Source organism: Frigoribacterium sp. SL97 (assembly GCF_026625765.1).
GTDB lineage: Bacteria > Actinomycetota > Actinomycetes > Actinomycetales > Microbacteriaceae > Frigoribacterium.
Genome location: NZ_CP113062.1, coordinates 1,347,362 through 1,367,532 on the forward strand (window position 1 = coordinate 1,347,362; position 20,171 = coordinate 1,367,532).

The 20,171-nt window shown below is 72.5% G+C and carries 17 protein-coding genes; 11 read left to right on the top strand and 6 right to left on the bottom strand.

Features of this window, described 5'->3' with window-relative positions; genetic code table 11:
• Window positions 1-31: 31 nt before the first annotated feature.
• Complete coding sequence (gene lepB, locus OVA02_RS06465) at window positions 32-673, top strand: signal peptidase I (protein WP_267659457.1); 642 nt, start codon at window positions 32-34, stop codon at window positions 671-673.
• Between the two features lie 67 nt (window positions 674-740).
• Here the strand turns inward: lepB and OVA02_RS06470 are convergent, their stop codons facing one another.
• Together OVA02_RS06470 and OVA02_RS06475 are read right to left on the bottom strand one after the other, a co-directional pair.
• Window positions 741-2,435, bottom strand: a complete 1,695-nt coding sequence (locus tag OVA02_RS06470) for a long-chain-fatty-acid--CoA ligase (RefSeq protein WP_192122706.1) — start codon at window positions 2,433-2,435, stop codon at window positions 741-743.
• Between the two features lie 86 nt (window positions 2,436-2,521).
• A complete protein-coding gene (locus tag OVA02_RS06475; protein WP_056048524.1) occupies window positions 2,522-3,079 on the bottom strand; it encodes a TIGR03086 family metal-binding protein in 558 nt (185 codons plus the stop codon).
• A gap of 111 nt (window positions 3,080-3,190) precedes the next feature.
• Here OVA02_RS06475 and OVA02_RS06480 point away from each other — a divergent pair, with 111 nt between their 5' ends.
• Together OVA02_RS06480 and yidC are read left to right on the top strand one after the other, a co-directional pair.
• On the top strand, window positions 3,191-3,487 hold the full coding sequence (locus OVA02_RS06480; RefSeq protein ID WP_056048521.1) for a DUF6412 domain-containing protein: 297 nt from the start codon (window positions 3,191-3,193) through the stop codon (window positions 3,485-3,487).
• Window positions 3,488-3,565: 78 nt separating this feature from the next.
• Window positions 3,566-4,309, top strand: coding sequence for a membrane protein insertase YidC (gene yidC, locus OVA02_RS06485; RefSeq protein ID WP_267659458.1), 744 nt, complete (start codon window positions 3,566-3,568; stop codon window positions 4,307-4,309).
• 54 nt (window positions 4,310-4,363) lie between these two features.
• On the opposite strand, the gene OVA02_RS06490 is transcribed toward yidC, so the two are convergent.
• Entirely contained in the window at window positions 4,364-4,915 is a 552-nt protein-coding gene (locus tag OVA02_RS06490; protein WP_054144994.1) for a YceI family protein, read from the bottom strand.
• A 188-nt stretch (window positions 4,916-5,103) separates the two neighbouring features.
• The gene (locus OVA02_RS06495; RefSeq protein ID WP_267659459.1) at window positions 5,104-6,108 is read right to left on the bottom strand and encodes an aldo/keto reductase family protein; all 1,005 of its coding nucleotides are present in this window, start codon (window positions 6,106-6,108) and stop codon (window positions 5,104-5,106) included.
• A 183-nt stretch (window positions 6,109-6,291) separates the two neighbouring features.
• On the opposite strand from OVA02_RS06495, the gene OVA02_RS06500 reads away from it, so the two are divergent.
• From OVA02_RS06500 to OVA02_RS06535, 8 genes are all read left to right on the top strand, one after another.
• Window positions 6,292-7,731: a glycosyltransferase gene (locus OVA02_RS06500; RefSeq protein WP_267659460.1), complete on the top strand. Its 1,440-nt coding sequence runs from the start codon at window positions 6,292-6,294 to the stop codon at window positions 7,729-7,731.
• 85 nt (window positions 7,732-7,816) lie between these two features.
• The gene (locus tag OVA02_RS06505) at window positions 7,817-8,428 is read left to right on the top strand and encodes a GtrA family protein (RefSeq protein WP_159826990.1); all 612 of its coding nucleotides are present in this window, start codon (window positions 7,817-7,819) and stop codon (window positions 8,426-8,428) included.
• A gap of 15 nt (window positions 8,429-8,443) precedes the next feature.
• Window positions 8,444-9,934 (top strand): glycosyltransferase, encoded by a 1,491-nt coding sequence (locus OVA02_RS06510; RefSeq protein ID WP_233568480.1) that lies wholly within the window; start codon window positions 8,444-8,446, stop codon window positions 9,932-9,934.
• Window positions 9,931-11,937, top strand: a complete 2,007-nt coding sequence (locus OVA02_RS06515; protein WP_267659461.1) for an ArnT family glycosyltransferase — start codon at window positions 9,931-9,933, stop codon at window positions 11,935-11,937. Before OVA02_RS06510 ends, OVA02_RS06515 begins: the two co-directional genes overlap by 4 nt.
• Window positions 11,938-12,035: 98 nt before the next feature.
• Window positions 12,036-12,902, top strand: coding sequence for a DUF4397 domain-containing protein (locus tag OVA02_RS06520; protein ID WP_056048509.1), 867 nt, complete (start codon window positions 12,036-12,038; stop codon window positions 12,900-12,902).
• 132 nt (window positions 12,903-13,034) lie between these two features.
• Window positions 13,035-14,204, top strand: a complete 1,170-nt coding sequence (locus OVA02_RS06525) for a glycosyl hydrolase family 8 (RefSeq protein WP_267659463.1) — start codon at window positions 13,035-13,037, stop codon at window positions 14,202-14,204.
• Window positions 14,201-14,884: a class F sortase gene (locus tag OVA02_RS06530; RefSeq protein WP_267659464.1), complete on the top strand. Its 684-nt coding sequence runs from the start codon at window positions 14,201-14,203 to the stop codon at window positions 14,882-14,884. Before OVA02_RS06525 ends, OVA02_RS06530 begins: the two co-directional genes overlap by 4 nt.
• A gap of 90 nt (window positions 14,885-14,974) precedes the next feature.
• On the top strand, window positions 14,975-15,781 hold the full coding sequence (locus OVA02_RS06535; RefSeq protein ID WP_056048503.1) for a polyprenol monophosphomannose synthase: 807 nt from the start codon (window positions 14,975-14,977) through the stop codon (window positions 15,779-15,781).
• Between the two features lie 93 nt (window positions 15,782-15,874).
• Here the strand turns inward: OVA02_RS06535 and treZ are convergent, their stop codons facing one another.
• Both treZ and treY read right to left on the bottom strand, forming a co-directional pair.
• Window positions 15,875-17,647: a malto-oligosyltrehalose trehalohydrolase gene (gene treZ / locus OVA02_RS06540; protein WP_267659465.1), complete on the bottom strand. Its 1,773-nt coding sequence runs from the start codon at window positions 17,645-17,647 to the stop codon at window positions 15,875-15,877.
• Window positions 17,648-17,789: 142 nt separating this feature from the next.
• Complete coding sequence (gene treY, locus OVA02_RS06545; RefSeq protein WP_267659687.1) at window positions 17,790-20,165, bottom strand: malto-oligosyltrehalose synthase; 2,376 nt, start codon at window positions 20,163-20,165, stop codon at window positions 17,790-17,792.
• Between the last annotated feature and the right edge of the window lie 6 nt (window positions 20,166-20,171).

The following is a 20,171-nucleotide window of genomic DNA, read 5'->3' on the forward strand; positions in this document are numbered from 1 at the left end:
GGACGCGGGCACGCGCTGACAGGATGAGCCGGTGACCGACAGCAGCCCCCTCGCGGACGCGACCGACGAGGGCGAGGGGACCCGCGCCTCCGGGATCCGCCGGAACCCCACGGGCCGGTGGCTGCTCGAGTTGCTCGCGATCGTCCTGGTGGGGCTGTTGCTGTCGTGGGGCGTGCGGACCTTCCTCGTGCGCAGCTTCTCCATCCCGTCGGGATCGATGGAACGGACGCTGATGATCGGCGACCGGATCATCGTCAACGAACTGGCACCCGGACTCCTGCCGTTGCACCGCGGCGACATCGTCGTCTTCGAGGACCCGGGCGGGTGGCTCGGCTACGGCGACGACGCCGGTCAGGACCTCGTCAAGCGCGTCATCGGCCTGCCGGGCGACCACGTCAGCTGCTGCGACGCGGACGGCCACGTGCTCGTCAACGGCCGGGCCCTCGACGAGCCGTACCTCACGCTCGCCGACGGCGGACCCCGCGCCTCGGCGACCGACTTCGACGTGACCGTGCCCGAGGGGGCGCTCTGGGTGCTCGGCGACAACCGCGACCGGTCGGCGGACTCGCGCGCACACCAGACCGGGCCCTACGCGGGCTTCGTTCCCGTCGACGACGTGATCGGGCGGGCGTTCGTGATCAGCTGGCCGGTCGACCGGTGGCAGGGCCTCTGACCACGCCGACCGGACACGCCGACGGGTCCTGCCGACGGGGCCCCGTCGGCAGGACCCGCCCGGAGGGTCAGCCCGCAGCGATGAGCCGGTCGCGCACCTCGCGCCGCAGCACCTTGCCGATCAGCGACTTGGGCAACTCGTCGAGCCGGACGACCCGCCGCGGCACCTTGTAGGCCGCCAGCTGGCCGCGTGAGGCGTCGCGGATGGCCTCGGCGTCGAACTCGGCACCCGGCTCGAGCACGACGGCCGCCACCACGTCCTCGCCGCCGCCCGACCGGGGCAGGCCGACCACGGCCACCTCGGCCACGCCGGGGGCGTTGCGGACCGCCTCCTCGACCTCGGAGGGGGCGACGTTGAAGCCACCCGTGACGATGAGCTCCTTGATGCGGTCGACGATCGTGACGTACCCGTCGGCGCTCATCGTGACGATGTCGCCGGTACGGAACCAGCCGCCCTCGAGGAAGGCCTCGGCGGTCTCGTCGGGTCGGTTCCAGTAGCCGCGGAACACCTGGGGGCCCCGCAGCAGCAGTTCTCCGGCGGCCCCGGCGACGACCGGGCGGCTCGGATCGGGGTCGTCGCGGTCGACGACCAGGGCCTCGGTCGACGGGAACGGCACGCCCACGGTGCCGACGCGACGGGTCGGGCCGATCGGGTTGCCGAGGGCGACGGGCGAGGTCTCGGTCAGTCCGAACCCCTCGACCAGCATGCCGCCCGTGACGCCCTCCCAGGCCTGGACGACGGCGCTCGGCAGGTTCATCGCGCCCGAGATCGCGAACCGTGCCGACGACAGGTCGACGCCGCGCTCGCGGGCCGCGTCGGCGAGGCGCTGGTAGATCGGCGGCACGGCCGGCAGGAAGGTCGGCGGGTGCTTCTTCGCGGCCTTCAGCACGAGGTCGACGTCGAACTTGGGGAAGAGGACGAGGCGCGCCCCGATGCTCATCGCGAACGTCAGGCAGAGCGTGAGGCCGTAGGCGTGGAAGAAGGGCAGCACGCCGTAGACCGTCTCGTCGCCGTCGACGAGGCCCGGCACCCAGGCGCGTCCCTGCGCAGCGTTGCTGCGGAGGTTGCGGTGGGTGAGGATCGCGCCCTTGGGCGAGCCCGTGGTGCCGCTGGTGTACTGCAGCAGGGCGATGTCGTCGACGTCGGGTCGGGGGTGCTTCTTGCGCAGCGGACGGTTCGCGAGCAGCCCCTGCCAGGTGACGTCGCCCTCGGCTCCGTCGGTGAGGGCCGCGCGGCTCTTCTTCGCGGCGGGCACCGGCAGCTTGAGGGCGAGGCGCGTGCCGAGGGGCATGCCCTTCGTCACGTCGACCGAGACCACGGTCGAGAAGCCGATGTCGGCGGGCAGGGAGCGCAGTCGGTCGACCAACTTGTCCCAGGCGATGGCGATCGTGGCGCCGTGGTCCTCGAAGAGGTGGCGCAGCTCACGGTCGGTGTAGAGCGGGTTGTGCTCGACCACGACCGCGCCCAGGCGCAGCACCGCGTAGAACGCCACCACGTGCTGCGGGCTGTTCGGCAGGATCAGGGCGACCCGGTCGCCGCGACCCACGCCGAGCCTCCTGAGGCCCTCGGCCGCGCGGGCGACCTGGTCGCCCAGGTCGCGGTAGCTCGTCTCGCGGCCGAAGAACTCGAGGGCCGGCTTCTGCCGGTACGTCGACACGGCGTCGTCGATGAGGTCGACGAGGCTGCCCGTCACGGGCTCGATGTCGGCGGGGACGTCGGGGGCGTAGCTGTGCAGCCACGGGCGATCGATCGGGGCGGTCATGCCACCACCTTGGCAGGGCCGGGTGATGAACCCCCGGGAGGCGCGGGTCGCGTCGCCGAGGACGCCCACCCGGGTGGGCGGACGGCTCAGCGGGCGTCGCGACCGGTGAGGGCGAGCAGGCGGATGCGAAGCGGCGCGTCGTCGTCGACCGGGACGGGGGACGCGAAGAGGCCCGAGGCCTCGAGAGCGTCCTTCTGAGGCGCGAACACGCCCCAGACGGCCTCGACGAGCGCGTCGTCCAGCTCTTCGTCGGTCCCCACGGCACGGGCGAGGTCCCAGGTGTGGATCGTCACGTCGGCGACCTGCTCGGCGAGGTACTCGTGGACGGGCACGACGTCGGCGCTCAACCGCACCTCGGCGTGGGGGTCGGCCGCGCTCCAGGCGGCGGTGGCGGCACCGGACCACCGGTGCCAGGCCTCGACGAGGTCGTCGCCGAGCGGCTCGATGGAGTTCTCCGCCTCGGAGGGGTCGCCGCCCTCGAGCAGCAGCGGCACCCACTGCTGCTCGCGCGTGACGTGACGCACGAGGTCGCGCACCTTCCACTCGGTGTCCGGCGTCGGGGCGTCCCAGTCGGCCACGGCCTCGACGCGACGGGCGAACTCGTCGTGGGCGGTCTTCTGCAGGGTGATCCAGTCGACGGTCATCGGGAGTCCTCTCGGGGCGGGGCGGTGGCTCTCGGCGTCAACCGCGTGGGACGGCACGGTGTTCCCGAGGGCACTGCCCCGATGGTAGGACCGTCGGCTAGGGTCGTCGGCATGACCCTCGGCCTCTCGATGCTGGCGCCCCTCGCGGCGTTCGTCGAGGCCGTGCTCTCGTCCGGCGGGGCGCCGCTGTCCGCGGTCGTGCTCGTCGGCCTGCTCGGTGCCGCCACCGCGGTGGCCGCGCTCGGCGTCGCCCGCGTCGTGCTCACGCTCTGCGGGCTGGCCGGGGCGGTGCCCGAAGTGACGCTCCGTGAAGAAGCCGGCACGCGCCTCCTCGTCTGGCGACGCGACCCCGACGCCCGCGGGCACGTGCGGTCCCGGGCTCCCGGGCGGGCCGTCCCGGCCGCCTGAGCGCACCCGCGCCCGCGTCGACCCGACGCCCCTCGGCGGCCAGAAGACACCCACCGTCTCTCTGACCGAGGAGTCCGCATGGACCTGTCCACCTTCCCCCCGATCGCCGTCGTCCTCGGCGGTCTGCAGTCGCTCGTCACCACCCTCGGCGTGCTCGTCGAACCGGTGGCCGGGTCGTCCGCCGCCGCCCTCGGCGTCGTGCTGCTCACCCTGCTCGTCCGGCTCGTGCTCGTGCCCGTGGGCGTCTCGCAGGTGCGCGCCGAGGTCGCCCGTCGCCGCCTGGCCCCCGCGATCGCCGACCTGAACCGCCGGATCACCGACCCCGCGGCCCGCAGCAAGGCGCTGATGGCGCTGTACGCGTCCGAGAAGGCGTCCCCGCTGGCCGGCTGCCTGCCGACGCTCGCGCAGGCACCCGTGCTCACGGCGGTCTACTCGCTGTTCGCGCACTCCGAGATCGCCGGGCACGCCAACGCCCTCTTGACGGACACCCTCGGCGGAGCCGCCCTCGGCGCCAACCTGTTCGCGTCTCTCGCGGTGGGACTCCCGGCGATCTGGCCGTACCTGGTGCTGCTCGCGCTGCTCGCCGTCGTGGTCGAGACGAGCCGGCGCGCCACGCTGCGCTTCACCGGCACGGTCACCGTCCCGACGGCCGGGCCGGGGCAGGAGGCGCTCCCGGGCATGGCGGGCCTGGTGCGCTGGCTGCCGTTCGTCAGCGTGTTGTTCGCGGCGTTCGCCCCGCTCGCGGCCGCTCTCTACCTCGTGACGAGCGCGGCCTGGACGCTGGGGGAGCGCGCCGTGCTGCGGCGCGTCCTCGCGGGATGACGCGGAAGGGCCCGCCCTCGCCGAGCGAGAGCGGGCCCTTCGTGGTGCCGGTGCCTACGCGGCGAGCGTGAACTGGATCTCGAGCGTGACGGTGACGTCGTTGCCCAGCGTGAAGCCGCCGGCCTCGAGGGCCGCGTTCCAGGTGACGCCGAACTCGGTGCGGTCGATCTTGGTGGTCGCCGAGAAGCCGAGCTTGGTCTGGCCGTAGCCGTCGACGACGAGGCCGCCGAACTCGCTCTTCAGGGTGACGGGCTTGGTGACGCCGCGGAGGGTGAGGTCGCCGTGCACGAGGAACGCGTCGTCGCCCTTCTCCTCGATGCTGGTCGACACGAAGGTCATCTTGGGGTGCTCTTCGGCGAGGAAGAAGTCACCGGTCTGCAGGTGGCCGTCGCGGTCCTTCTGGTTGGTGTTGACCGAGGCCACGTCGATCGAGGCGGTGACCTTCGAGGCGGTGTGGTCCTCGGCCGTGACCAGCGAGGCGTCGAAGGACTCGAACGAGCCCTTGACCTTGCTGATGGCCAGGTGGCGGACGCTGAACGAGACCTCGCTGTGGGTGGGGTCGAGGTTCCAGGTGCCGGCGGGGATCTTCTCTGCGGTGATGGTCATGGTGTTCTCCTGAATCTGTGAGGTCGAGGTCGATGACGTGTCATCGAAGCTGGTACGAGTATATGCAAGCGCATCCAGCGGGACAACATTCCCGGGGTGTCCGGACGATGTCCAGGGGATGTCCTGCGGACCGGCCCGGGTCGGGCCGGTCGGGCGTCGGGCCGGACGGGCGTCAGGCCGGACGGGCGTCAGGCCGGGTGGCGCTCGGGGGAGACGGTCTTGCCGGGGTCCTTCTCGGCGAGGTCGCCGAGCGCCTCGTCGATGCGGGCCATGACGTCGGCGGGCACCGTGACGCCCGCCGCCTTGACGTTGTCGGCCACCTGCTCGGGACGCGAGGCCCCGATGATCGCGGAGGCGACGTTGTCGTTCTGCAGCACCCATGCGATGGCCAGCTGGGCCATCGAGAGGCCGAGGTCGGCGGCGATCGGCTCGAGCTTCGCGACGCCGGTGAGCACCTCGTCGGTGAGGAAGCGCTTGATGGTGTCCGCGCCTCCCTTGTCGTCCGTCGCGCGGCTGCCCGCGGGCAGCTCGGCTCCGGGCTTGTACTTGCCGGTCAGGACGCCCTGGGCGACGGGCGACCAGACGATCTGGCCGAGGCCGTGCTGCTTGCTCGCCGGCACGACGTCGGACTCGATGACGCGCCAGAGCATCGAGTACTGGGGCTGGTTCGAGATCAGCTGCACGCCGTGCTTCACGGCGAGCTCGTGGCCCGCCCGGATCTGCTCGGCGGTCCACTCGCTGACGCCGATGTAGAGCGCCTTGCCGGCGCGGACCACGTCGGCGAACGCCTGCATGGTCTCTTCGAGCGGGGTCTCGTGGTCGTAGCGGTGGGCCTGGTAGAGGTCGACGTAGTCCGTGCCGAGGCGGCGGAGCGACCCGTCGATCGACTCGAGCACGTGCTTGCGGCTGAGGCCGACGTCGTTGTGCCCGCGGGGGCCGGTGGGCCAGTAGACCTTCGTGAAGATCTCGAGTCCCTCGCGACGCTCACCCTTGAGGGCGTCGCCGAGGACCTGCTCGGCCGCGGTGTTCGCGTAGGCGTCGGCGGTGTCGAAGGTCGAGATGCCGGCGTCGAGGGCCGCACGGACGCATTGCGTCGCCACGTCGTTCTCGACCTGGGACGCGTGCGTCAGCCAGTTGCCGTAGGTGATCTCCGAGATCTTGAGTCCGCTGTCGCCGAGGTGTCTGAATTCCATGACCCCACGCTACGCGTCGCAGGGGACGCGGCGAAGGCCCTTGCGGTCGACTGAGGAGGCGTACAGTGACGATTCATCAGATCATGTCCCCCGGCTGGGGGACACGATCCGTCGGACGTCGCGGTCCCCTGGGGGACCGGACGTCCGAGGCTCCCGCTGCCCCGACCCGACTGGATCATCACCGTGACCTCCGCACCCGCCTTCGCGGCGCCCGGCCCCGTCCTGACGCCGACGCTGCCCGCGACGCCGACACCGTTCGTGCCGAACCGGGGCGGCCTGCCCTCCGTCCCGGGGGAGGACGTCTCGGCCGCCCTGCCGTGGGCGGACTGGTCGAGCCTGCAGTGGGCCGGCACGGCGCTGCTGGTCGTGCTCGTCGCGCTGGTCCTGACCGTCACCATCGGTCGCATCGTGCGCAGGCTCTACCTCGTCCGCGAGCAGGAGGAGCTCGGCCACGGCGACCTCGACGGCCCGGTGCTGCCCCCGGCGCACGCGTTCACGGCCCTGGTGCCCGCGCACGGGCCGGCCGGCCTGGCCGTGACGCTGGACCTGCTGGCCCGGCAGCGACACCCCGACGTGCGCGTCCTCGTGGCCGTCGACGCCGATGACCCCCTGACCCTCGACGTCGCCACCTCCGCCGTCCGGCGTCATCCGGAGCGGGTCCGGATCGTCAGGACCGGCCCGCTCGCCGGGCGGACGCCCGTGGCCGCCTCCGCCCTCGCGGACGAACTCGTCCCCGACGGTGACGGCATCGTCGGCGTCTTCTCCGCGGGCGACCGACCGCACCCCCGCCTCTTCGCCCTGGTCGACTCGGTGCTGACCCGCACGGACGCCGACGCGGTCCAGCACGCCAGCCGCCCGGCGTTCTGTCCGACCCCCTGGTGGACGCCCCGGTCGACCGTCGACCGCTGGTGGTGGTCCCGGTCGGTGGTCCGCTCCCACGGTCGCGCCGGCTTCGTGCCGCTGTCGGACAGCACGCTCTTCGTGCGTCACGCGTGGCTCGCCTGGGCGGGGGGCTGGGACGCCTCCCGCGTCGAGGCGGGCCTGGCCCTCGGCGTGCGCATGACGGCGGCCGGTGCCCGGATCGTCATCGCGACCTCGGCCGAGGCGACCACGGTGGAGCGGTCGCCGGGTGGGCTCCGCGACCTGGCCCGCGCCCGGGCGACGTGGGTCCGCGGCTGCCTGCAGGTGCTGGGGCAGGGCGACTGGCGTCGGCTCCGGCCGGGCGCGCGGCGCCGCGCCCTCGGCGTCCTCACCGAGCCGCTGGTCGACGCCGCCGTGACGGTCCTCACGGCCACGACGGTCGCCTCGACGGTCCTGGTCGGTGCACCCGTCCTCGTCGTCGCACTCGCGGCGCTCCCGGTGCTGCCCTGGATGCTCTCGCAGCTCCTGGACGTCGGGGCCACGACGGAGGCGGCTGCGGAACAGGGGCGGCGCGCGACGAGCCGGGAGCGCCTCCTGGTCGTCGTCGGTTCGGTGCCGGACCGGCTGGTCACCCTCTGCGCGGTCGTCACGGCGGTCGCGGCCGAACTCGCGATCGTCCGCCCGCGGGTCGTCGGCCCGTCGACGAGCGCCCCGGTCCTCGCCGGGCAACCCGTCGGGCTGGACGAATCCGCCGTCGGATGACCGGCAGATGTCGCCTGTCTGGCAGTTGGCCCAGATCTGCGTACCCCGACCAAACCGATCCGGCGACGTCCCCCGAACCGGTGTCATGCCCGAACCAGAGTCCCCCGTCCAGGGGGCACGTCCCGACCGTGCCGCCACGACGAACCCGACGCCACCCCTGCGCCTCGTCGCACGGGTGAAGGAGCTCGCGACGTTCGGCGCCGTGGGCGGGATCGCCTTCGTCGTCGACGTCGGCGTGTACAACCTGCTGCGCGCCACCCTGCTCGACGACAAGCCCATCGGAGCCAAGGTCGTCTCGGTGATCGTCGCGACGGCCGTCGCCTGGCTCGGCAACCGGTACCTGACCTTCCGGGAAGGACGCAACCAGGCCGTCGTCCGTGAGGCCGTCACCTTCGGCCTCGTCAACGTGGGCGGCTTGCTGATCGCCTCGGCCTGCCTCTTCGTCTCGCACTACCTGCTGGGCTTCACGAGCCAGCTCGCCGACAACGTCGCGGCCAACGGGGTCGGTCTCGTCCTCGGGACCGCCTTCCGCTACCTGGCCTACCGCCACCTCGTCTTCCGCGGCTCGCCCGCGGTCACCACCACGGCCGACACCCCCGACCCGTCGGCCGCGCTCGCCACCGTCATCAGCCCCCGGCCGACCGACGACCCCATCCCGAAGACCACCTCGCAGGCCCACCTGCACCCGACCCCCTGACTGGAGAGTGATCCTGTGTCGACTGACCCGACCCAGATCCCGACATCACATCTCGCAGCGGGCGAACCCGCCCCGTTGCTCACCCCGCAAGCCCCCGCCGACCCGTCGCAGTTCGTCCCGAACCGTGGCTCGACCGGTGCCGCCGACTCGATGATCGGCTTCCAGCTACCCGACTGGTCGCCCCTCGAGTGGATCGGCTACTCGTCGCTGATCGTCGTGACGATCCTGCTGACCGCGGTCGCCGTGTCGACCCTCTGGTGGATGCTGCACGCCTGGCGGTCGAAGGACAACCTCGACGACAGCCAGTTCAGCGAGAACCCCCTCGACGCCGCCCACTCGTTCACCCTGCTCGTGCCCGGCCGGCACGAGGAGGAGGTCATGGGCCAGACCCTCGACCGCCTCGCCCAGCAGGACCACCCCGACTTCGAGATCATCGCGATCGTCGGCCACGACGACCCCGGCACCGAGCGGGTCGCCCGTGAGGCGGCCGCCCGTCACCCCGAGCTGATCCGCGTGGTGGTCGACTCGAGCGTGCCGAAGAACAAGCCCAAGGCGCTGAACCTGGCCCTCCAGTCGTCGCGCGGTGAGATCGTCGGCGTGTTCGACGCCGAGGACGAGGTGCACCCCCGCCTCCTGACGCTCGTCGACTCCCGGTTCACCGAGACCGACGCCGACGTGGTGCAGGGCGGCGTCCAGCTGATGAACTTCCAGAGCAGCTGGTGGAGCCTGCGGAACGTGCTCGAGTACTACTTCTGGTTCCGGTCGCGCCTGCACTTCCACGCCAAGGAGAAGTTCATCCCGCTCGGCGGCAACACCGTCTTCGTGCGCAAGGACTGGCTCGACTGGTCCGAGGGCTGGGACGCCGAGTGCCTCGCCGAGGACTGCGAGCTCGGCGTCCGCCTCTCGAGCGCCGGGGCCAAGGTCGTCGTGGCCTACAGCCCCGAGGTCGTCACCCGCGAGGAGACCCCCGGCACCTTCGTCTCGCTGCTCAAGCAGCGCACCCGCTGGAACCAGGGCTTCATGCAGGTCTACGGCAAGGGCGAGTGGAAGAAGCTGCCCCGCCTGCGCCAGCGCCTCATGGCCCGCTACCTGCTGACCATGCCGTTCATCCAGGCCGCCACCGGTCTGCTCATCCCCGTCTCGATCGTCCTGATCCTGACCACGAAGGTGCCGACCGCCATCGCACTCGTGTCGTTCGTGCCCCTGGCGCCGACGCTCGTGCTGTTGGCCGTCGAGTTCACCGGCCTGCGCGAGTTCGGGCGGGTCTACGGCCAGAAGGTCCGGGCCCGCGACTACTTCCGCCTCGTCTGGGGACTGCTGCCGTACCAGATCTTCCTCGCGCTCGCCGCGGTCCGGGCGGTCTTCCGTCAGCTGCGCGGCCTCAACGCCTGGGAGAAGACCGAGCACACCGGCGCGCACCGCGACGAGGTCGCGACCGAACCGCAGGAGGCGCCCCGCGCCTCCTCGACGGAGCCCGCCCTGGCCATGACCGGAGGTGACCGATGACCAGCACGCTGAACCGCCCCCGCGCGGCCGGCACCACGGTGTCGAACGGACCGGGAACCCCCGTGGTCCCCACGAAGGATCCGAGGGGTGCCCGGCCCGCGTCGTGGTTGCGTCGACACGGCGCGAGCCTCGCCTGGCTGCTGCCCGTCCTCGCCATCGCCGCGGTCGTCATGGCCTTCAACATGGACGGCTCGCCGCAACGCATCGACGACGAGGGCACCTACGCCGCCCAGGCCTGGGCCATCCAGAACCTCGGCGAGATCACCCACTACACCTACTGGTACGACCACCCGCCGGTCGGTTGGCTGCAGATCTCGGCCTACACGGCCCTGACCGGCGCCTTCTCGCGGTACGACGTCGCCGTGCTCGCCGCTCGCGAGGCGATGCTGTTCTTCACGGTCGTCTCGGTGGCCCTCGTCTGGCTGCTCGGCCGCAAGCTCGGCCTCAGCCGTCCCGCGGCCGCCGTGGCCGGTCTCGTGTTCGCCGTGTCGCCGCTGGCCCTGCAGTTCCACCGCACGGTCTACCTCGACAACGTCGCCACCCCGTGGCTGCTGGCCGCGTTCGTCTTCGCCCTGAGCAAGCGCTACCAGCTCGCCGGCTTCGCGGCGGCGTCCCTCTCGTTCGGCATCGCGGTGCTCTCGAAGGAGACGTACCTGCTGGCGCTGCCCTTCCTGGCCTGGATCATGTGGCGCGGGGCCGACAAGTCGACCCGTCGGTACACGTTGTCGATCGCGGGCAGCCTGCTCGTGCTCGTCGGCCTCGGCTACGTCGCGCTCGCCGCGGTGAAGGGCGAGCTGCTGCCCGGTGCCGGCAGGGTGAGCCTGCTCGAGGGCATCCAGTTCCAGCTCGCGACCCGTGAGGCGAGCGGCTCGGTGTTCGACACCGGCAGCCTCTTCTTCGCGACCGTGTCGCAGTGGTGGCAGCTCGACCAGGTGCTCATCGTGCTCGGCACGCTGGCCTCGGTCGTCGCGGTCTTCGTCAAGAGGCTGCGCCCGCTCGGCGTGATGATGGTGTTCCTGATCGCCTTCATGTTCCGTCCCGGCGGCTACCTGCCGGTGCCCTACGTGATCATGCTGCTGCCGTTCGCGGCGCTGCTCGTCGCGGCCGTCACCGACCACGCGGTCCGGGCGTTCCGTGCCCGTCGGGCCGGCGCGCTCTCGACCGCGGCGTCCCGCACCGGTTCGGTGGCCTGGCTCGCCCTGACCCTCGCGGCCGTCGTGGCGATCGTCCCGCTCTGGGCCGTGCAGTTGCGCGGCTTCCTGGACAGCGACCTCGACGCGCCCATGCGCAACGCCGAGAGCTGGGTCGAGACGAACGTGCCGAAGGACAGCCGCCTGCTGGTCGACGACGCGGTCTGGGTCGACCTGGTCAAGGCCGGCTTCGCCCGCGACAACGTGATCTGGTTCTACAAGATCGACACCGACGGTGCCGTCCAGGCGCAGTCGCCGAACGGCTGGCGCGACTCGGACTACCTCTTCGAGACCGAGTCGGTCCGCACCTCGGGGCCGACCTCGCCCGAGATCCGCGAGGCCCTCGCGAACTCGACCGTGATCGCCTCGTTCGGCGACGGCGACCAGCAGGTCAACGTCCGGCAGATCGACAGCCAGGGGGCCGCGCAGGCGCAGACCGAGGCGGACGACTCCGCGTCGGCCCGTTCGCAGGCCGGTGCCGAACTCGCCCAGAACCCGAACCTGCAGATCTCGTCGACCCTGTCGACGGCGCTCTCGGACGGTCGCCTCGACCCGCGCGCGATCATCGTGCTCGGTCAGCTCGCCGCCCTCGGGCCGATCTCGGTCGCCGACCCCGCGGCCCTGCCGGGTGAACAGGACGCCCTGTTCCGGCAGTTCGACGTCACCCCGCAGGGCGGTCAGTCCGTCGACGAGGTGCAGACCACGCTCGAGGGCCTGGGCAGCGTCTACGTCCCCGAGTCGGTCGTCCCCTCGGGTGACGGACTGCGCGTCACCTTCTCGGCCGTCGCACCGACGGGCGTCCTCTCGAACTGATCGCCACGCCGGCGTCCGTCCTCCCACGGGCGCCGGCACCTCCTCACCGCGTCCCACCCGTCCCGGGTGGGACACCCGACCGGAAAGGACCAGCCATCGTGGCTTCCCTCTCACGCACCACCACCGCACCCGCCGCCGTCACCGGCGTCCCGTCCCGACGCCGCCGTCTCGCGACGGTGCTCGCCCTCACCGCCGCCACCGGGGTCGCCCTCGCCGGCGCCCTCGTGGGCACGTCGCCCGCGCACGCCGCCGACGGGGACGGCTGGGTCCGCGTCGGCCACCTCTCGCCCGACACGAAGGCCGTCGACGTGACGCTGACCTCGCTGAAGGGCGGGCAGGTCGTCATGGACCTCGACGACGTCACCTACGGCCAGGTCAGCCCCTACCAGGCGCTGGCCGCGGGCACCTACGTGGTCTCGATGACGGCCGCGGACGCACCCACCAGTGCCAAGCCGGTCATCACGTCGAACATCACGGTCGACAGCGGCCAGCCGATCACCGCCGTCGCCTACGGCCCGAACGACGACCTGAAGACCCAGGTCTTCACGGACGACCTGACGGCCCCGGCCGACGGCCAGGCCAAGGTCCGCCTCGTGCAGGCCGCGAACGTCAGCAAGACCGTGACGGTCGCGACGAGCACGGGCACCACCATCGCCGAGGACGCGCCCTTCGGCAGCGCCAGCGGCTACGCGCAGGTGGCGGCCGGCCCCTGGACCCTCGACCTGACCGGCAAGAAGGTGACCGGCACGAGCGACGTCGACCTCGCGGCGGGCAGCATCAACACGCTGTTCGTGCTCGACAACTCGACCGGCGGTCTGACCGTCGTCCCGGTCGTCGACAGCGCGGCCACGGCGCAGGCGCCCGTCGGTGGTGTCCAGACCGGTGGCGGCTACCTCGCCGAGCACCCGCAGAAGAGCGAGACCAAGGGCCTCTGGGCCACCGTGCTCGGCTGGTTCGGGGCCTGACGCCCGGCACCACCCGACAGGACGAGGAGGCGCGGTGAGCGACCCGTCGCACCGCGCCTCCCCGGCACCGATCGCGTCCCGTGCGTCGACCGGGTCGACCGACCGCAGCACCGAGCAGGAGAAGAGAACGACATGACGAAGAAGACGAAGGCGCTGCTCGCAGCGGCCGTCGTGGTGGCCCTCGCCATCACCGCCGGCATCGCCTCCCTCGTCGTCGGAGGGGCCGGCGGCCCCTCGACGGACCAGGCAGGCGCGGACGCGACCGGCACCCCCGGGACGGGTACGGCCACTCCTCAGCCACGGACGGCCGCCGAGATCGGCAAGGACTTCCTCGACGGGTACGTCGACGACGACGGCCGCGTCGTGCGTCGCGACCAGGGCGACGACACCGTCAGCGAAGGGCAGGCCTACGGGATGCTCGTCGCCGTCGGAGTGGGCGACGAGGACCGTTTCGACGCGATCTGGGACTGGACGAAGAGCAACCTGGTGCGCCCGGACGGCCTGCTGGCCTGGCAGTGGAAGGACGGCGAGGTCGTCGACGACATGCCGGCCAGCGACGCCGACGTCGACGCGGCGCGGGCCCTCGTGCTCGCCGGCTCGACCTTCGACCGCTCCGACCTCACGATCGAGGGCGTCGACCTCGGCACCGACGTGCTCGACGAGATGACGGTCTCGACCGACGTCGGCCGCATCCTGCTGCCCGGACCGTGGGCGATGGGCTCCGGCCCGTGGTCGTACAACCCCTCGTACGCGTCGCCCGCGACCTTCGCGCAGCTCGGCGAGGCCAGCGGCGACCCCCGATGGGCCGAGCTCGAGACCGGCTCGCGAGCCGTGACCACGAACATCCTCGCCTCGACCGCCCTCCCGAGCGACTGGGCCCAGGTGCAGCAGGACGGCACGACGGTCCCGCTGCCGAGCGCCGACGGGTCGTCGGGCACCGTGCAGTACAGCTACGACGCCGGTCGACTCGCCCTGCGCTACGCCGAGTCGTGCCAGCCCGAGGACGTGGCACTGGCCTCGAAGATGGCCGGCGTGCTGCAGCGCTACGACGAACTGCCCATGCAGCTCGACCTCGGCGGGCAGTCGGTCGGTTCGGACCAGAGCCCCCTCGCCTACGCCGCCCGTGCCGCCGCCGAGGCCAGCGACGGCCAGCACGAGCGGGCGACGGCCGACCTGCGGACCGCCGACTCGCTGTCACAGTCGACGCCGACCTACTACGGCAGCGCCTGGGCGGCGCTCGCCGCCCTGCAACTCGAGGGTTCGAGCCTCGGCGCCTGCACCCCCCTGGTGGTGAACGGATGAGCCTCTCGACCTTCGTCGCCGGTCACCGCGCGGCGGTCCTCGCCGCGGTCGCCGCCGTCGTCCTCGTGGCCGGTGGCGTGACGGTGGCCGCGGTCGCCGCCCGGCCCGACGCGGACGCACCCGGCCCCGTCGCCACGGCCCCCGCCACCACCGGTGCGACGCCGGATGCGGCGAGCGGAGCGGCCGGTGCCTTCCAGGACCCGGCGGCCCCGTCGTACACCTCGCCCCCGGCCGACGCGACGCCGGTCCGCCTGCAGATCCCCTCGATCGGGGTCGACTCCGGCCTCGAAGACCTCGGCCTCGGCGCCCAGGGCGAGCTCGACCCGCCGAAGGAGTGGCTGTCGGCCGGGTGGTACCAGGACGGCGTCGTGCCCGGCGCGGTCGGGCCGGCCGTGATCGCCGGACACGTCGACTCGGGTGACGCCCCCGCGGTGTTCGTCGACCTCGCGAAGCTCGTGCCCGGCGACGAGGTGCAGGTGACGCTGTCGACCGGCTCGGTCGAGACCTTCCGCGTCACCGGCAGCGAGCGCACCCCGAAGGCGACGTTCCCGACGAGCGACGTCTACGGGGCCAGTCCGACACCCGGCCTCCGGCTGATCACCTGCGACGGCACCTTCGACCGGTCGACCGGGCACTACGTCGACAACCTCATCGTGTTCGCGGACCTCGTGGCCTCGTGAGCTGACGCCCGACCGACGCCTCCGACACCCGATACACGACACCCGACACCCGACACCTCCGACTCCCACCCGACGGGAAAGGACCCCACCATGAACGACGCCCTCGTCATCATCCCGACCTTCAACGAGCGCGAGAACCTCGACTGGATCGTGGGGCGCACCCTCGCCTCCGGCGCCGCGGTCGACGTGCTCGTCGTCGACGACGGCTCGCCCGACGGCACCGGAGAGCTGGCCGACGCCTACGCCGACCGCGATCCCCGCGTGCACGTGATGCACCGCACCGAGAAGGCCGGCCTCGGCGCCGCCTACCTCGCCGGCTTCGCCTGGGGGCTGGAGCGAGGCTACGACGCCCTCGTCGAGATGGACGCCGACGGCTCGCACCACCCCGAGTACCTGCCCGGCATGCTCGAGCTGCTGCGCGAGAACGACCTCGTGCTCGGCTCACGGTGGGTGCCCGGCGGCGCCGTCGAGAACTGGCCCCTCCGCCGGGAGCTGCTCAGCCGTGGCGGCAGCTGGTACACGCGGGGAGCCCTGGGCATCCGCGTGGCCGACACGACCGGTGGGTTCCGGGTGTTCCGCTCGTCCGCGCTGCGCCGGATCGACCTCGACCGGGTCGAGTCGCGGGGGTACTGCTTCCAGGTCGACCTGCTCTGGCGCGCGCTGCAGGCGGGCTTGCGGGTCGTCGAGACTCCGATCACGTTCACCGAGCGCATCCACGGCGCCTCGAAGATGAGCGGCTCGATCGTCCGGGAGTCGCTGACCAAGGTGACCCTGTGGGGTCTGCGTCGACGGTCCCGCGCCGTCGTCGAGTTGGTCGTGCGACACCGTCGCCTGCCGAGCGTCCGCGCGACCTCGCACCGGGTCGGGCCCGTGCGTGGCGGCGTGTCGACGCGCTAGCAGGGAGGCGGCACGCGCGCGCCCGGGGTGGTCAGCCCCGGGCGCGCGTCATCTGTCGTGGCCCCGGTCGGGCCCGCGTCGGCCGTGCCCGCGTCAGCGGACGATCGCGACCGAGTGCGCCGGGAGCAGCAGGCTCGACCCCGCGGCGATCGAGGCGTCGCTGGCGAACAGGACGGTCTCGGCGCTCACCGCGACCCGCGCCTCCTGGTCGGCGAGGTTGATCGCGATCCTCAGGTCACCGCGCGTCAGCACGAGCCAGCGGGCGTCGCCGTCGTACTCGACGCCCGTCTCGCCGAAGCGGGGGTCGGTCAGGGCGGGCTCGCTGCGGCGCAGCGCCCCCAGACGGCGGTACGCGTCGAGCAGCACCGCGTGGCGGCCGGTCTCGAGCTCGGACCAGTCGAGCTTGCTGTCCTCGAACGTCGAGGGCTCCTGCGGGTCGGGCACGGACGACTCGTCCCAGCCCATCTTCGCGAACTCCTCGATGCGGCCCTTCGCCGTCGCCTCGCCGAGGTCGTGCTCGGGGTGCGAGGTGAAGAACTGCCACGGGGTCGAGGCGCCCCACTCCTCGCCCATGAAGAGCATCGGCGTGTACGGACCGGCCAGGGTCAGCGCCGCGGCGATGATCAGCTGCCCGTCGTCGAGCGTCGCGGCCAGGCGGTCGCCGATCGCCCGGTTGCCGATCTGGTCGTGGTTCTGGTTGGCCACGACGAGGCGCCAGGTCGGCATGTGCTCGGTGTCGACCGGGTACCCGTGCGTCGCCTCGCGGAACGACGACCAGGTGCCGTCGTGGAAGAAGCCCTTGGTCAGCACCTTGGCCAGGGCGCCGAGCGGCTCGAAGTCGGCGTAGTAGCCGGTCGTCTCGCCGGTGAGCGCGACGTGCACGGCGTGGTGGAAGTCGTCGCTCCACTGCGCGTCGAGGCCGTAGCCCTGGCGGTGGTCGGGGCCGAAGCCGCCGCCGTCGCGCGGGGTGACGAGGCGCGGGTCGTTCAGGTCGCTCTCGGCGATCAGCGAGAGCGGCCGGCGCAGGTGGCTGCTGAGGGCGGCGGTCCGCTCGGCGAGCTCTTGCAGCAGGTGGACCTCGCTGTCGTCCTTGAGGGCGTGCACGGCGTCGAGGCGCAGGCCGTCGACGTGGTAGTCGTCGAGCCACATCGCCGTGTTGTCGAGGATGAACTCGCGCACCTCGTGGGCGCCGTCGTCGTCGAGGTTGACGTTGTCGCCCCAGGTGTTCGCGTGCTTGCTCGACAGGTACGGCCCGAACAGCGGCAGGTAGTTGCCCGACGGGCCGAGGTGGTTGTACACGACGTCCTGCACGACGCCGAGACCTGCCGCGTGCGCGGCGTCCACGAAGCGCTGGTACGCCTCGGGACCGCCGTAGTTGTCGGTCACCGTGAACCAGTCCACGCCGTCGTAGCCCCAGTTCCAGCGGCCGTTGACGCCGTTCACCGGCAGCAGTTCGACCAGGTCGACGCCGAGGTCGACCAGGTGGGGCAGCTTCTCGATCGCCGAGTCGAGCGTGCCCCCGGGCGTGAAGGTGCCGACGTGCAGCTCGTAGACGACCGATCCCGCCAGCTGGCGGCCGGTCCACGCGTCGTCGGTCCACGCGAAGGCGCCCGGGTCGTAGGTCTCGCTCAGGCCGTGCACGCCGTCGGGCTGGCGACGCGAGCGGGGGTCGGGCAGCGGCGTCTCGCCCTCGGGGGAGTCGCCGCCGTCGAGCACGAAGCCGTAGCGGTGCCCCGGGCCCCGGTCGAGGTCGGCGGGGGCGCGCCACCAGCCGGTGTCGGGCTCGGCGGACAGCGGCAGCAGCTCGCCGTCGAGGTGCAGGTGGACGGTGGTCGCTTTCGGGGCCCAGACGTCGTAGACGCTCATCGGTCTCCTCGGGTTCGGAAGGGGCGGGGGAGGGGGCCGAGAAGGCACGACATGCCGCTCACGTCGAGAGGTGAGCGGCATGTCGTGACGTCTCGCCCGGGGGCGACGGTAGTCGGGCGCGACGGGGCGCGACCCGACGGGGTCAGTCCTCTGCGGGGATCAGCAGGGCGACGGGGTACGTGTCGAGCACGTCGGCCAGCCGGAGGCGACCGCCTTCGTGCCGACGGCCGGTGAGCACGTCGCGGTACGCGCCTCCTGCGGTCAGGACCACGGTGTCGTCCCAGCCGCCGGCCTGCTCGAGGGCCACGGGCAGGCGGGTCGCGATCGCGAGCGCCCCGCCGCGGTCCACGGCGACGGCCGACGCGGCCTGCTCGCCGAAGACCGGCAACGCGGCGTAGCGCGTGAACAGGTCGGGTCGGTCGCGGCGCAGCGTCAGGGCGTGGTGCGTCACCACGAGCTTGGCGGCACCGGTGTCGTCGATCGCCGGCGTCGCGCCGCCGCGGACCTCGTCCAGGAGGCGCCGGCGGAGGGCGAAGTCGACCTCGCGTCGGTTGTCGGGGTCGACGAGCGAGAAGTCCCACAGCTCGCCGCCCTGGTAGACGTCGGGGCTGCCGGGGCCGGTCAGCTGCATCAGCGCGACGCCGAGGGAGTTGCTGTAACCGGGTGCACGCAGCACGTCGACGATGCGCTCGACCTCGTGACGCACCTCGTCGTCGTCGAACGCGGAGTCGACGGCGGCGTGCATCCGTCCTTCGAAGGCCTCGGCCTCGTCGGTGCGGTCGGTCCACGTGGTCGACGTGCTCGCCTCGCGGGACGCCTTCTCGGCGTAGGCGTGCAGGCGCTCGCGCGACGCGGGCCACGAGCCGACGATCGTCTGCCAGAGGATGTTCTCGAACGGGCCGTCGCCGACCGGGGCCAGCTCGCGCAGGCGTTCGAGGGTCGCCGCCCACTCGGTGGCGACCTCGGCCAGCACCGAGACGCGGGCGCGGACGTCGGCGCTGCGCTTGGTGTCGTGCGTGGAGAGGGTCGTCATGCCGAAGGGACGCTCGGCGAGGCGGACCTGCTGACGCGCGTGGAACTCGTCAGGCGTGACGGAGAACTCGCTCGGATCGGCGCCCACCTCGGTCAGCGTGGCCAGGCGGCTGTAGCGGTAGAAGGCGGTGTCCTCCACGCCCTTGGCCATGACCATGCCGCTCGTCTGCTGGAAGCGCACGGAGGCGGGGTGCGACTCGTCGCGCAGCACGGCGACGACGCGTCCGACGGCGTCGGCCAGGTCGGGGCGGTGGGTCGTGGCGACCTCGGCGGCCTCGGTCAGCCATTCGGCACCCTGCGGCAGGTAGCTGCGGTACACCGGGAAGGCGGCGGCGAGCTCGGCCAGCGCGTCGACCACGGACGGGTCGACGGTGTCGCCCTCGGCGATCAGCCGGGCGAGGCGGTTGATCTCGCTGCCGAGGATGCCGTCGGCGATGCCGCGCTTCGTTCCGAGGATCATCTCGTGCCAGTCGACGGGCTCGTCGCCGGTGGTCTCGTCCGCCCCGGCGGCGTGCTCGTCGGCGTCTACGCCGCGGGCCCGGCGCAGGCGCGCGTCGAGGGCGTCGAGGGCGGGTGCGCCGTTCGGGTCGACGAAGAGGCGGTCGAGGTCGGCGAGGGCGTCGTAGCCCGTCGTGCCGGCCGTCGCCCAGTCCTCGGGGAGGCGCTCGTCCCCCTCGAGGATCTTCTCGACGAGCACGTGGGCGTCACCCGTCAGGGCCGCGAGCAGGTCGAGGTAGCGCTTCGGGTCGGCCAGTCCGTCCGGGTGGTCGACGCGGAGGCCGTCGACCAGGCCCTCCGAGAACCAGCGGCCGATCTCGGCGTGGGACTCGGCGAAGACTCCCTCGTCCTCGACGCGGATGCCCGCGAGGGTGTTGACCGCGAAGAAGCGGCGGTAGTTCAGGTCGGTGTCGGCGCGCTTCCAGTGCACGAGCTCGTAGTGCTGCCGCGAGTGCACGGTGGCGGCGTCGTCGCCGGGAGAGCTCGTGCCCGGGGCGATCGGGTACACGTTGTCGTAGTAGTGCAGCTCGTCACCGTCGACCGTGAGGCCCTCGATCGAGCCGTCCGCCGCGGCGGGCTCGCCGAGCACCGGCAGCAGCACCTTGTCGCCGCCGGCGGCCCAGTCGACGTCGAACGCGTCGGCGTAACGGGACGCGCGGCCGTGGGTCAGGAGGTCCCACCACCAGACGCTCGCCTTCGGGGTGGCGACGCCGACGTGGTTCGGCACGATGTCGACCAGGACGCCGAGTCCTGCCGCGTGGGCGCGGGTCGACAGCTCGTCGAGCCCCTCGGCGCCGCCCCGCTCGGGGTCGACCTGGCTGTGGTCGACGACGTCGTACCCGTGGTCGCTGCCCGGTTCGGCGGCGAGGATCGGGGACAGGTAGACCCAGTCGGCACCGAGGTCGCGCAGGTAGGGCACCAGCTCGGCTGCCGCGTCGAGATCGAAGGAGGCGCGCACCTGCAGGCGGTACGTCGAGCGCGGGTGCATGGTCGG